At 29.6% G+C, this 13,124-nt stretch carries 14 protein-coding genes; 7 read left to right on the top strand and 7 right to left on the bottom strand.

Annotated elements, in window-relative coordinates; all coding sequences use genetic code 11:
• The first annotated feature begins 510 nt into the window (after positions 1-510).
• From AW14_RS10655 to AW14_RS10685, 7 genes are all read left to right on the top strand, one after another.
• Complete coding sequence (locus AW14_RS10655; protein WP_044638792.1) at positions 511-1,305, top strand: DUF3050 domain-containing protein; 795 nt, start codon at positions 511-513, stop codon at positions 1,303-1,305.
• A 25-nt stretch (positions 1,306-1,330) separates the two neighbouring features.
• On the top strand, positions 1,331-1,741 hold the full coding sequence (locus tag AW14_RS10660; RefSeq protein ID WP_044638793.1) for a response regulator: 411 nt from the start codon (positions 1,331-1,333) through the stop codon (positions 1,739-1,741).
• 1 nt (position 1,742) lies between these two features.
• On the top strand, positions 1,743-2,282 hold the full coding sequence (locus tag AW14_RS10665) for a heme NO-binding domain-containing protein (RefSeq protein WP_044638794.1): 540 nt from the start codon (positions 1,743-1,745) through the stop codon (positions 2,280-2,282).
• Positions 2,282-4,762, top strand: a complete 2,481-nt coding sequence (locus AW14_RS10670) for a PAS domain S-box protein (protein WP_044638795.1) — start codon at positions 2,282-2,284, stop codon at positions 4,760-4,762. The genes AW14_RS10665 and AW14_RS10670 overlap by 1 nt, the downstream gene beginning before the upstream one ends.
• A gap of 3 nt (positions 4,763-4,765) precedes the next feature.
• Positions 4,766-5,083: a hypothetical protein gene (locus tag AW14_RS10675; protein WP_044638796.1), complete on the top strand. Its 318-nt coding sequence runs from the start codon at positions 4,766-4,768 to the stop codon at positions 5,081-5,083.
• Between the two features lie 12 nt (positions 5,084-5,095).
• Positions 5,096-5,836, top strand: a complete 741-nt coding sequence (locus AW14_RS10680; protein ID WP_044638797.1) for a LytR/AlgR family response regulator transcription factor — start codon at positions 5,096-5,098, stop codon at positions 5,834-5,836.
• Between the two features lie 407 nt (positions 5,837-6,243).
• Complete coding sequence (locus AW14_RS10685) at positions 6,244-7,440, top strand: IS256 family transposase (RefSeq protein WP_044637031.1); 1,197 nt, start codon at positions 6,244-6,246, stop codon at positions 7,438-7,440.
• Between the two features lie 791 nt (positions 7,441-8,231).
• On the opposite strand, the gene moaA is transcribed toward AW14_RS10685, so the two are convergent.
• The 7 genes from moaA to mobA all read right to left on the bottom strand — a co-directional run bounded on the left by moaA (position 8,232) and on the right by mobA (position 13,123).
• Positions 8,232-9,239, bottom strand: coding sequence for a GTP 3',8-cyclase MoaA (moaA, locus tag AW14_RS10690; protein ID WP_044638798.1), 1,008 nt, complete (start codon positions 9,237-9,239; stop codon positions 8,232-8,234).
• Positions 9,240-9,332: 93 nt separating this feature from the next.
• Positions 9,333-10,244, bottom strand: coding sequence for a bifunctional molybdenum cofactor biosynthesis protein MoaC/MoaB (gene moaCB / locus AW14_RS10695; RefSeq protein ID WP_044638799.1), 912 nt, complete (start codon positions 10,242-10,244; stop codon positions 9,333-9,335).
• Positions 10,245-10,267: 23 nt separating this feature from the next.
• Positions 10,268-10,633, bottom strand: coding sequence for a four helix bundle protein (locus AW14_RS10700; RefSeq protein ID WP_044638800.1), 366 nt, complete (start codon positions 10,631-10,633; stop codon positions 10,268-10,270).
• A gap of 51 nt (positions 10,634-10,684) precedes the next feature.
• Entirely contained in the window at positions 10,685-11,128 is a 444-nt protein-coding gene (locus tag AW14_RS10705; protein WP_179944493.1) for a molybdenum cofactor biosynthesis protein MoaE, read from the bottom strand.
• Positions 11,110-12,222, bottom strand: a complete 1,113-nt coding sequence (gene moeB / locus AW14_RS10710; protein ID WP_044638801.1) for a molybdopterin-synthase adenylyltransferase MoeB — start codon at positions 12,220-12,222, stop codon at positions 11,110-11,112. Before moeB ends, AW14_RS10705 begins: the two co-directional genes overlap by 19 nt.
• 65 nt (positions 12,223-12,287) lie before the next feature.
• On the bottom strand, positions 12,288-12,521 hold the full coding sequence (locus AW14_RS10715; RefSeq protein WP_044638802.1) for a MoaD/ThiS family protein: 234 nt from the start codon (positions 12,519-12,521) through the stop codon (positions 12,288-12,290).
• 8 nt (positions 12,522-12,529) lie between these two features.
• The gene (mobA, locus tag AW14_RS14515) at positions 12,530-13,123 is read right to left on the bottom strand and encodes a molybdenum cofactor guanylyltransferase (RefSeq protein WP_052647483.1); all 594 of its coding nucleotides are present in this window, start codon (positions 13,121-13,123) and stop codon (positions 12,530-12,532) included.
• Between the last annotated feature and the right edge of the window lies 1 nt (position 13,124).

Genomic DNA, 13,124 nt, shown 5'->3' on the forward strand with positions numbered 1-13,124 from the left:
TAAGTACTTAATTATTTTATGAAAAAAAGTAAATTTTCAAATTTATTTCAAATCTCAAATATCTAAGATTTGTTTTTAGTTTGTAAAAAATGAAAATAATTTTTAGAGGGGGGCACGGTAAGAATATTTGGTATTATTGAATTTTAAAGTTCTATTGCCAAAGAAATAGCTAGTTTTTTAATGGTTTAAGTATTCAATGTTTTTAAAATTTAATTTAAGTGTTATTTCTTTTTAAGTTTTAATATAAATATTGCTAGGAGTGTTCCCCTTTTTTATTTAAATAGTTCCTAGAATGTAAATTTTAAACATATTTAATTCGTTAGTTTTCTTCTTTCAAATTATTAAAATTTAATGTATAAAATGTGTTTTGTTTGCCAATAGCTGTAGAGCATGTAAATAATCTTTTTTTTTAATTTACAGTTCATAATATTTATTGAATACAAACAAAAAGTATATTCTTAAATACTTGTTTAAATAAGTTGTTAAATAAACTCTAAATAACATTTAATAATGGATAAATTACAATACATAGAAGATAATATTTCTCAATACAGAGAGCTTTTAAAATCCCATATACTTTATAAAAGCCTTACTAGTATAGAAGATATTAAAGTTTTTACCGAAAATCATGTTTTTGCAGTTTGGGATTTCATGTCGTTGTTAAAAGCTTTACAAATACAGCTTACAAATGTTGATATACCATGGCTTCCTAAAGAAAATCCAGTTTTAACAAGATTTATTAATGAAATTGTTTTAGGTGAAGAAAGTGATGTAAATGAATTAAATGAACCCAAAAGTCATTTTGAAATGTATTGTGACGCTATGCAACAAATAGGTGCAGATATGTCACAAATAAATTTATTAAAAAATCTTATTTCGTCTGGTCTTAGTATAGAGAATGTACTCAATGAATTAGATATAGATCTACCCGTTTTAGAATTTGTTAAATTTACTTTTGATGTCATTAAAACAAAAAAACCTCACTTGATAGCATCTGCATTTACCTATGGAAGGGAAGATATTATTCCTGATATTTTTTTAGAAATATTAAAAAAATCGTCTTCACAAAGCAAGCCTTATAATAAGTTAATTTATTACTTAGAACGACATATAGAATTAGATAAAGATTCACACGGACCTTTATCTTTACAAATGATAAATGAACTTTGTGGCGATAGTAATACAAAGTGGTTGGAAACTTTAGAAATTGCAAAAGAATCACTACAAAAAAGAATTAATTTATGGGATTCAATAAATAAATCAATTCAGAATAAAAAAAATAATTTCAAACCTGTTAATTTGTGATGAAATTTATTTTGTATAATAAAAGATGAAAAAAACATTAAACATTCTTTTAATTGAGGATGACATAATTGAACTAATGAAGTTAAATAGGGTTGTAACTTCATTAAATTACAATCATAAAATAATTGAAGCGAGTAATGGAGAATATGCCCTTGAGATTTTAAAAAAAAGTGGCAAGAAGCCTGATATTATTTTGTTAGACTTAAATATGCCAAAATTAGGTGGTATTGAATTTTTATCAATTTTAAAGAATAATGATGATTTAAGAAGTATTCCAGCTATTGTTTTAACAACTTCTAATAATCCTAAAGATATACTTGAATGTCGAAAATTAGGAATTGCAGGTTATATTCTAAAGCCATTAAAATATGAAGATTATGTTTCTAAAATAAAAAAGACATTTGAATATTGGAGTATTAATGAAATAGTCGAATAAAATGAAAGGAATTGTTTTTACTGAATTTTTAGAAATGGTTGAAAAAGAATATGGTCTTGAAATGGTAGATGATATTGTAGTAAACGCCAGCTTGGCCTCTAAAGGAGCTTACACTGCGGTAGGAACTTATGAGTTTTCAGAAATGTTAGAATTATTACAAAACTTAAGCCTGAAAACAAAAATTACTATAGATGATTTGTTATTTGCATATGCTTTACATTTTTTTAATCTTTTACTAAACAATTATCCAAGTTTTTTCTCAAAATATACAGACCCTATTGAATTGCTAGCATCTATTGAAAGCCATATTCATGTAGAAGTTTTAAAAATATACCCAGATGCAGAATTACCAAGTTTTGAGGTTATAGAAAAAAAACAAAACACTTTGATCATGATTTATAAGTCTAGTAGATCAATGCATCATTTTGGTTTAGGATTAATGTATAAAACCTTTGATTATTTTAATTCTAAGGCTACTATTTTATTAGAAAAAATAAAACAAAATGGTACTGAAGTTAAGTTTATTATTACCAAAAATTAATGAGTAAAGATAAAATTGACATATTAAAACGAGCACTTGCTAGAGAAAAATCGGCTAGAAAACAAGCTGAAAAAATATTAGAAAAAAAATCTACAGAGCTCTACAATGCTAACATTAAATTAGAAAAATTAAATGCAGATTTAGAATCGTTACTTAAAAGATCAGATTCTCAATTACAAGGTGTATTTGAAAATATAGTAGACGCCTATGTAATTATGGATTTAAATTTTAATTTACTTAAAATGAATAAATCAGCTATGAAAATGTTAGGTTTTGATAGTGAAAAAGTAGACTATAATTTAAAAAATATGGTTTTACCAAACGATTATGCTAGAGTTACTAATTCGTTTAAAAAACTATTAAAAGAAGGTTCCTTAACAGATTTTGAAATTAAAATTAAAAACAACAAAAATGAGTTTATAATAACTCACATAAATGCAAGTATTATTTACGACGACGGTAATGCTGTTGCAGCTCAAGGAATTATACGTGATATTACTAAGTTCAAGGAAAATGAAATAATTACCGATGTAATTAATGATATAACCAAATCCATTTTAGGAACTATGGATATTTATGAAATATCGTCAAAAATAACTCAGCAAATAGCTAAGTTTTTAAACACAGACGATTGTGTAATTTATTCTGTAAATCACTGCGAAAATTTAGTTGAACAAATTGCAGCAAGTGATGAAAAAATTAGTGAGACAGGAGATATTGTAAATCGTTTAAAATTTGAGATAGGTAAAGGTGTTGTAGGAACAGTAGCTAAAACAGGTAAGTCAAAATTATTACACGACACAAGTAAAGAGCCTCTTTATATAGTAGATATTGCAAGAAATTATTCAGAACTTACTGTTCCAATTATTATTGAAAATGAAGTTATTGCTGTTATCGATTCTGAACACCCTGATAAAAATCATTTTACAAATGTTCAACTTCAAACCATTGAAAATGTTGCTGAAATTATTGGTTTAAAAATAAAAAATGCCATTAGTTTAAATGAAAATTCACGCGTACAAAAAAGACTTTTAAAGTCAGAAAAATTATTACGAAAATTAATTTCCAGCTTCGAAAATGGAATTCTTTTAGAAGATGAAAACAGGAAAATTGTTTTAACTAATTCTCGTTTTTGTGAAATGTTTAATATTCCAATTTCCCCTAAGGAAATGATTGGTGCAGATTGTACTAATGCCGCAGAACAAAGTAAAAATCTTTTTCAAAAGCCTGAACTTTTTGTTAATCGAATTAATGATATTTTACAAAAAAAAGAAACTGTTTTAGCAGATGAATTATCTATGATTGATGGCAAAATACTAGAGAGAGATTTTATTCCTTTATATGTTGATAATGACTATACTGGGCACTTATGGTGTTATAGAGATGTTACTTTACAAAAAAAACACAGACAAAGTTTAGAAGCCCAAAGACAAAAGTACAGAAGTATTATTGCAAATATGAATTTAGGTATTTTAGAGGTCGATAATCACGACAGAGTACTAATGTGTAATCATAGTTTTTCTAAAATTTCTGGATATAAAGAAGAAGAATTATTAGGAAAATTTGCAAGTGAATTTTTCTTAAATAATAAATCTTTAAAATTATTAAAAAAACAAAATAAAAAACGTCTTGCTGGTCATTCAAATTCATACGAGATTGAGGTTAAGAATAAAAGGGGTGAAAATCGTATTTGGCTAATAAGTGGTGCACCAAATTATAATTTAAATGGTGAAGTTATAGGTTCTATTGGTATTCATCTAGATATTACAGAACAAAAAAAGTTGCAAATAGATTTAGATAATCTTGTAAAATTGTTAAAAAACAAAAACAATGAACTTCAAGAGTATGCTCAGATTGTTTCACATGATTTAAAATCACCATTAAGAAACATAAGTGCCCTAACAACATGGATAAAAGAGGATAATTTAGCAAACTTTAATGAAGTAAGTTTAAAGCATTTCGATCACCTTGAGCAAACGCTAGAACGTATGGAGGCTTTAATTACAGGAATTTTAAAGTATTCGAGTATTAATTCTGACTCTGGACAAAATGAAACATTCAATTTAAATAATCTAGTAGAAGATATTATTAAAACACTTCATGTTCCTAAGCATATTAATATTTCTATCAAAAATGTTTTGCCAACTATTTATGCCGATAAAATAAAGTTTAACCAATTGTTTCAAAATCTATTAAACAACGCAGTTAATCACATTGATAAAAAAGTTGGATTAATAGAAATAGGATGTGAATCTAAACGGTCACACTATCAATTTTACGTTAAAGATAATGGTGTTGGTATAGATAAAAAGTATCATGACCAAATTTTCAAAATATTTTATTATATTACTAAAAATAAATATTCAACAGGCATAGGCTTATCAATTGTAAAGAAAATTACAGAAATATATGGAGGTACCATATGGCTATCTTCGGAACCAACAGTGGGTACTGTATTTTATTTTACTATTAAAAAGTAATATATGGATAAGCCCAGTTTAATTTACATAAACAAACTATCTAATGGCGATGAAGCCTTTTTCAAGAGACTCATTAACGTCATAAACATAGAATTCCCTCAAGAAAAAGAGTTATATTACTATAATATAAACACTAATAAATATGATATCGCTGCGGATTCCGTGCATAAATTAAAGCATAAAATAAGTATTTTAAGTTTTGAAACAGGATACCAAATAGCATCGCAGCATGAGGATAATTTAAGAGCAGGGAATAACACCTTAGCAGAAGAATTTGACAGAGTTTTAATTTTAATCACTAAATTTTTAATTTCACTTTAAGATAAAAATAACATGAATTGTATAATAATAGATGATGAAGCTACAGCAAGAACTATATTAAATCAATTATGTTTAGGGATAGAGAACGTAAATGTTATAGCAGAATTTGAAAATGTTGTTTCTGCAATAAAATTTTTAAAAGATGAAAAATATCAAATCGATCTTGTTTTATTAGATATTAATATGCCAGATTTCACAGGTTTTGATTTTATAAATACTCTAGAAAATAGCGATTTAAAAAGCAATTTAAAATCATCTCCTAAAATTATTCTCACAACTTCAGATAAGAACTTTGCTATTGAATCATATGAATACGATTCGGTTATAGACTATTTATTAAAACCTGTTTTACCTCTAAGGTTTATTAAAGCGATTAAGAAGTTAAAGGCTACAAATAGTGAAACAAAAAACGATTTATTAAATAATAACGTTCAGTCTAAAGACAATCAATTATACATAAATATCGATAAACGATTGATAAAAATTGATGTTTCTAATATCAATTATATAAGTGCTAAGGGTGATTATATCGTTATTAATACAGATAAAGCAAATTACATAGTGCATTCTAATTTAAAAAAAATCTATACGAAACTTTCTCAAATAGATTTTTTTAGAGTTCATAGATCCTACATTATTAATATTAATAAAATAATTGGAATTGAAGAGAATACAGTTTTGATTAATAAACAATTAATACCTATAAGTAGAACAAGTAAATCAGAATTAATGAATCGTATTAATTTATTATAATGTTTTTTTTATTAAATACATTTATTCTTTTTTAATTAAAACACTATTATATATATTAAACTTTTAAAAAAAGAGGTTTTTGTAAAGGTTATTTAAACAAGTATTTGAAGTGATTCATCTACAGTAAAATTCCATCTAACGAAAACTTAATTTTTATTAAAATAATCGCTCTATATTAACAATGATTATACAAGCTAGAGACTTTTAAGTTAATAGCAATTTACAAGCCAGCACTAATACAGCTGGCTTTTTTATTTTATACAAACAGATTTATCTAGCTTGATTAATTTGTTCTATATCAAGTGCAAATAAAAAAGTGGTAGTATCTCACAAAGTGTGTAAAGTTAAAAATATCGAGGGTTGCAACCCTCGATATTTTTTTGTTTAATTTTAAAATTTACACACTTATGAAGAAAGAAGATTTTCTAAACGACGATTTTTTAAAACAGTTTAAAACAGGAGACGAACTGACCTCCTTTCTAAAATCCATTCAAAAGCGAGGTATTGAAAAGATGCTAGAAGGGGAACTTGATGCTCATTTAGACTATGAGAAGCATCAGCAATCCGATAATAGCAATACCCGTAACGGCTATGGGTCTAAAAAGATAAAAACAGCTTTAGGAGAGACTAATATTAAAGTTCCCAGAGACCGGGACGCTTCTTTTAACCCTATGCTGGTTCCTAAACGCACTAACATGGTTGATGGCATAGAAAACGTCATTATCAGCCTTTATGCCAAGGGTATGAGTAATTCTGATATTGAAGAGCAAATCCGAGAAGTTTACGATTTTGATGTATCCACATCTACCATATCACGTATCACAGATAAAGTTACCAATGATATTGTTGCTTGGCAAAACAGACCTCTGGAGCCCGTATATTTAATTACTTGGATGGATGGCATCGTATTTAAGGTTCGGGAGAACTCCAAAGTCATTAACAAAACCATGTACATCGCCGTAGGACTGCGTAGAGATGGTAAAAAGGAAGTCTTAGGGCTTTGGTTGGGGAAGAATGAATCGGCAGCCTTTTGGATGAGTGTACTAACCGATATGAAAGCCAGAGGCGTTCAGGATTTGCTTATCACGGCCACAGATAATCTTAACGGTTTTACCGACACCATTAAAAACGTTTTTCCTGAATCTAAAACCCAAATCTGCGTGGTACACCAGATTCGTAATGCTTGTCGGTATGTTGTTTGGAAAGACAAGAAAGAATTTACAAAGGACATGAAAAGCATCTACGATGCACCCACCAAAAGTGCAGCAAAAGCCGCCCTAGAAGACTTTGCTCAGAAATGGGAACACAAGTACTCTTACGCTATTAAAAGCTGGAGAGATAACTGGGAAGAACTTACCGCTTTCTATGAATTTCCTTTAGAAATTAGAAAAATCATTTACACTACGAACCTTATTGAAAACCTTAATGGAAAAATCAGAAAATACACTAAAAACAAGCTCTCATTCCCAACAGATGAAGCTGTTATGAAGTCCACTTTTTTAGCCCTTAGAGAGGCTACCAAAAAATGGTCGATGCCTATTAGGAACTGGGGCATTATTTTAAACCAGTTTTTAACTATATTTGAAAAAAGGGTTCAACTTTAAAAAAGTTAAACCCTCGATTTTTAACTTACACACTTTACGGGATAGTGTCAAAAAAGTATTAAATTCTATTAAGCTTTCATTTAAAGCAATTTATCTACATTAAAATTCCATCTATCGAAAAACTAGATTTTCATCAATACAATCGATTTAAATTTAAATAAGATTTAACGTGTGAGAGACGTTATGTTAATAGCAATTTACAAGCCAGCACTAATACAGCTGGCTTTTTTATTTTATATAAACAAATTTATCTAGCTTGATTAATTTGTTCTATATCAAGTGCAAATAAAAAAGTATTAAATTCTGTTAAGCTTTCATTTAAAGCAATTTATCTACATTAAAATTCCATCTATCGAAAAACTAGATTTTCATCAATACAATCGATGTAAATTTGAATAAGATTTAACGTGTGAGAGACGTTATGTTAATTGCAATTTACAAGCCAGCACTAATACAGCTGGCTTTTTTATTTAATACAAACAAATTTATCTAGCTTGATTAATTTGTTCTATATCAAGTGCAAATAAAAAAGTATTAAATTCTATTAATCTTTCATTTAAAGCAATTTATCTACATTAAAATTCCATCTATCGAAAAACTAGATTTTCATCAATACAATCGAAGTAAATTTGAATAAGATTTAACGTTTGAGAGACGTTATGTTAATAGCAATTTACAAGCCAGTATCTATTTCGCTGGCTTTTTTTTAAATTATGTAATTTCTAATGAGGATTAAATTGATAGCAAAAAAGAGTTAGCAAATAAATTGTTAACTTTTTTTTACTCATTATTTATCCACCAATGGTAATCATACTTCGGTTGTTGTTGTGTAAATCTGGCGTTTGTAATTTATCTAAAGTATCCATGCCACCTCTCAATTTATACTTGGCTTGTACCGCTTTTTTAATAATGGGCTCAATAGCTTTTCCTTTTCGTAAAGTGGTTAATAAATCCGATTCTGTAGAAGAGAATAAGCAATTTTTAAGTTGCCCATTAGCCGTTAATCGCAACCTGTTACAAGAATCGCAAAACGGATTGGTTACCGAACTGATAATAGCAAAACTACCTAGATAGCCTTCAATTTTATAGTTTTTCGATGTGTCATTTGGAGCATCATTTAATCGAATAATAGCATCCGTTGGAAATGAAGCATTAACGATATTCATGACTTCAACATAAGATACCATTTTACTCATATCCCATTTATTACCATCAAAAGGCATGAATTCAATAAATCGAATAACAATGGGTAAGTCTTTGGTAAGATTTATAAAATCTATAATTTCATTCTCGTTGAAGTTTTTCATTAATACCACATTTACTTTCACCGTGAAACCCTTTTCAACTAAAAGCAACATGTTTTTATAAACGATATCGAATTGATCGTGACGGGTTATTTGTTTGAATTTTTCACGATTTAACGAATCGAGACTGATATTAATTTTTTTAACGCCATTCACCTTTAAAACATCAATAAACTTATCAATGATTACGGCATTTGATGTAATGGATAATTCAACAGGCAACGAAGCCAGTTTTTCTAATATAATGGGTATATCTTTTCTAATTAATGGCTCGCCACCGGTTAATCTAATCTTTCTAACGCCGTGTTTAACGAATGTTTTGGCTATTTCATAGATTTCTTCATAAGTCATTAAATGGCTTTTAGGAGACAGTTGCACACCTTCTTCTGGCATACAATAAGAACAACGTAAATTACACCTTTCAATGAGTGAAATACGCAAATACCCGTGGTTCCTGCCATGTAAATCTTGTAATATGTTGTTGTTTTCGTTCATTGGTTTGTTTTGTGTGATTGTGTCATTGTTGAATCGTTTAATTGTTTAATCGGTTAAACGACTAAACGACTAAACGATTCCACGAATAAACGTTTAATCATGTCTGGCACCTCTTAAAATCCCGAAAATATGTAACACCGAAGGGAAAATAGCATCCATAGATTCCCTAGCACCGTTTGTAGAGCCTGGTAGCGCTAAAACTAAAGTGTTTTTTATAGTCCCAGCTAAGCTTCGCGATAACATCGAATAAGGAGTTCTATCTTGTCCGTAGTTTCTAATAGCTTCCTCAATGCCAGGAATGCGTCTGTCTAAAATGGGAAGCAAGGCTTCCGGTGTTACATCGCGGTTTGATAAGCCTGTGCCTCCTGTGTAAATAATTAAATCGACACCATTTTCTTGGTAGTGTCTAGCTTTATTTTGAATTATTTCTAATTCATCGGGAATAATAATATAATCTCTAACCGTAACCTGACTTTCTTCTAGTTTACTAATAATTGCTTTTCCCGCCTTATCTTCTTTTTGTCCAGCCGAAATGGTATCGGAACACACAATAACCGCCGCGGTTAAACCCGTTCTAAATTTATTTTTAAAATCTGATTTACCACCTTTTTTATTAAGCAGTTTAATAGATAAAATTTCGATGCCTTTATCGATTGGTTTTAACATATCGTACATGTTTAAAGCTACCACACTGGCACCATGCATAGCCTCAACTTCTACACCGGTTTTGTATATGGTTTTCACCGTAAAAAGCACAGTAATTTCCAAATCGTTTATGTCGTATTCAACCCCTGTAAACTCAATAGGTAAGGGGTGACAATCAGGCAAAATATCTGGGGTGCGTTTAACGCCTAATAATCCTGCTGCTTTACTCATGGCAAATACATGCCCCTTGGGAACGGTATCGTTTTTTATTGCATCTATAGTTTCTTGTTTACTCACTTTTACAATGGCTTGCGCAACAGCAGTTCTTAATGTGGTGTTTTTATGTGTGATGTCTACCATGATGTGTTGAATCGTTTATTTGTTTAACTGTTTAATTGAGCTTTTCGTAAAGCATTTAATTTATTAGCTATTTTTTCAATTTCTGTTCTTATGTTTTTATAATTGGTTTCATCTATTAATTTTAATTCATAAGAAATTATGATTTGATTTAAAACTTCCATTAATGAACTAAAAGCCATAGTTGAAAAATGAGCTTGGTCTTTGTTGGAAATTCTAGAAGTTCCTTCCGCTAAATTTGAAGATATAGAAATTGAAGCACGTCTAAGTTGATTGGTTAATCCGAACTTTTCTTCGCTTGGAAATTCTTTGGTAATTAGATATATAGATTTAACTAATTCTTTAGAATCTATCCAAACATTAAGTTTTTCAAATGAAAACGTATATGCCATATTTATTGGTAATTTACAATTAAACGATTAAACAGATCATCAATTAAACGGTTATGTGTTAGTTTTCCATTGATGCGTATCGTCTTCAAAAATTTCTTTACCAAAAACCGGAACATCGGCTTTAATGGCTTCAACAATAAACTCTAAAGCTTTAAAAACCACCTTTCGTCGGGGTGCCGATACAAAAACGAATAAGCATATTTCTCCAGCTTTTACAATACCTAAACTGTGATAAATATGCATACAGGTTAAATCGAATTTTTCAAAAGCGGCTTCTCTAATATCATGAAATTTTATATTGGCCATGTCTTCGTAAGCCGTGTATTCTATGGCTGAAATCGTTTTATTGTTTATAACATCGGCACGAACTTGACCTAAAAAAATATTATGAGCGCCAATACTTGTTTTACTTTGATGCTTCGCAATGGATTCTCCAATAAATTCTGAAGAAATAGCTCCTTGTTTGAATACACTTTTTATTTTTTTATGTTCCATGATTGTGTTTTTAAAGTATCGATTTTGTTTGAGGTTGATTTATATATTTCTGAAGCGCCTTCGTTAATACTGAAACCGTTATGAATGTTTTTATTTTTCAAAATTTCAACAGCTTTTTTACTTCGAATTCCCGACTGACAAAACAGAAGTTTTTTGGTTTCAGGATTTAATTTGTGGCATTGATTTTCAAAATCACTTAAAGGTATTTGTAAGACATTTAAACCAGTAATTTTAGGTAATTCATGCGCTTCTCTAACATCAATAAACTGCGCGTGTTCAAGTTTTAGCGCTTCTTGTATGGATATGCTATTTTCTAAAACATGACATGTAAAATGTAATTCTTGCAAATGAAACTGAGAGTGCATCTTTAAAACCTTTTCAATTTCTTTTTCAGATTTTTTTATGTTGATGGTTGTGTTTTGAAGCGTTAAAGCGTTATAACAAAATAGTTTTCCAGATAGCACTTGGCCAATGCCTAAAATAATTTTAAGCACTTCATTAGCTTGCATACTGCCAATAATGCCTGGTAAAACGCCTAAAACGCCTGTTTCAGCGCAGTTAGGAATGCTATCTTTTTTAGGTTTTTCTGGAAACAAACAGCGGTATGTTGGTCCGTTTTGGTAATTAAATACCGAAACCTGACCTTCAAACTTGTAAATAGCACCAAATACCAAAGGTTTATTACTTAAAACACAGGCATCATTTACCAAATATCGCGTTTCAAAATTATCGGAACCATCAACAATAATGTCGTATAAATTAAAAAGATCTAGGGCGTTTTGGTAGCTTAGTTTTTCCGCGTAAGCGTTAATAGAAATTGAGTTGTTTAAATCGTTCAAACGTTTTTTAGCTGCTATGGCTTTATTTTCTCCTAAACTGCTGCTGCCATATAAAACTTGGCGTTGTAAGTTTGTAATATCTACAACATCTAAATCAATAATACCAAGAGTTCCAATACCAGCCGCAGCCAGATATTGTAAAATAGGGCAACCTAAACCACCGGCGCCAACTACCAAAACTTTGGCGTTGGATAGTTTGTCTTGGCCAATTTGACCAATTTCTGAAAGGATGATATGTCTGTTGTATCTGTTCATTTTTGTTTAATTGTTTATTTGTTGAGTTGTTTAAGCATTTAAACGCATCAACACTTAAACTTAAATTATCCTCCCGAAAAAGGCGGTAATAAAGCGATTTCGTTTCCTGTAATTTTGGTTTCAATCGACACCAATTCTTGGTTTTGTGCTACTTGAAAATCTTTGTTTTTTAAATCGGGGAATTTTAAATATATCCAATCTGTTAACTCTGAAATGGTTTTGGCAGACACCTCAATAATTTCAGAATCTCTGTTTGTAACTTCTGCTATTTGTCCGAAATATTTAATATTAATTTTCATTGGTTTCACTATATATTTTCTCTAAATGGTTTGTTGGTTAAGGTTTTTAAAGTTTCGGGCGTGTTTACGTTTAAAGTGCATTTTTCGTTTTCAGTATCTAGGGTTATTGTTTTTACTTTGCATTGATTTACAGCATATTGTAAACGCCGTTCACCTTGTTTTAAAAGGTTAAAAAAAAGTTCTTTACAGGAGGTTTTATACAGGGCAATTAAAGGCATGGTTTTATGGTTGGTTTCAACTTGAATTACATCGAAATTAGAATCAAAATGGTCTATTATCTGATTTATAATTCCCGAGGTAATTAGTGGAATGTCGCAACTTAAAACCAAATTATAATCGGTTTTAGAATGTTTCAATCCTGAATAAATACCTGCCAATGGCCCGGCTTCTTCAAATAAATCGTTTACCCGTTTTAAACCAAAAACATCGTAATTTTTATAATTTGAAACGATTATAATTTCAGAAGTAAAAGGTGCTAGTGCATCAATACTGTATTGTGTGAAAGGTTTTTCGTTATATAATAACAAGCCTTTGTCTGTTCCCATACGCGAACTTTTTCCGCCGGAAAGAATGATGCCTGTTATGTTTTTTTTAGCTATCATT

The sequence above is a fragment of the Siansivirga zeaxanthinifaciens CC-SAMT-1 genome, from assembly GCF_000941055.1.
Taxonomy (GTDB): domain Bacteria; phylum Bacteroidota; class Bacteroidia; order Flavobacteriales; family Flavobacteriaceae; genus Siansivirga; species Siansivirga zeaxanthinifaciens.

Coding starts and splice junctions, on each gene's coding strand:
- AW14_RS10655 (WP_044638792.1), top strand. CDS start 511: ATGGATAAATTACAATACATAGAAGATAATATTTCTCAATACAGAGAG.
- AW14_RS10660 (WP_044638793.1), top strand. CDS start 1,331: ATGAAAAAAACATTAAACATTCTTTTAATTGAGGATGACATAATTGAA.
- AW14_RS10665 (WP_044638794.1), top strand. CDS start 1,743: ATGAAAGGAATTGTTTTTACTGAATTTTTAGAAATGGTTGAAAAAGAA.
- AW14_RS10670 (WP_044638795.1), top strand. CDS start 2,282: ATGAGTAAAGATAAAATTGACATATTAAAACGAGCACTTGCTAGAGAA.
- AW14_RS10675 (WP_044638796.1), top strand. CDS start 4,766: ATGGATAAGCCCAGTTTAATTTACATAAACAAACTATCTAATGGCGAT.
- AW14_RS10680 (WP_044638797.1), top strand. CDS start 5,096: ATGAATTGTATAATAATAGATGATGAAGCTACAGCAAGAACTATATTA.
- AW14_RS10685 (WP_044637031.1), top strand. CDS start 6,244: ATGAAGAAAGAAGATTTTCTAAACGACGATTTTTTAAAACAGTTTAAA.
- moaA (WP_044638798.1), bottom strand. CDS start 9,239: ATGAACGAAAACAACAACATATTACAAGATTTACATGGCAGGAACCAC.
- moaCB (WP_044638799.1), bottom strand. CDS start 10,244: ATGGTAGACATCACACATAAAAACACCACATTAAGAACTGCTGTTGCG.
- AW14_RS10700 (WP_044638800.1), bottom strand. CDS start 10,633: ATGGCATATACGTTTTCATTTGAAAAACTTAATGTTTGGATAGATTCT.
- AW14_RS10705 (WP_179944493.1), bottom strand. CDS start 11,128: ATGGAACATAAAAAAATAAAAAGTGTATTCAAACAAGGAGCTATTTCT.
- moeB (WP_044638801.1), bottom strand. CDS start 12,222: ATGAACAGATACAACAGACATATCATCCTTTCAGAAATTGGTCAAATT.
- AW14_RS10715 (WP_044638802.1), bottom strand. CDS start 12,521: ATGAAAATTAATATTAAATATTTCGGACAAATAGCAGAAGTTACAAAC.
- mobA (WP_052647483.1), bottom strand. CDS start 13,123: ATGATAGCTAAAAAAAACATAACAGGCATCATTCTTTCCGGCGGAAAA.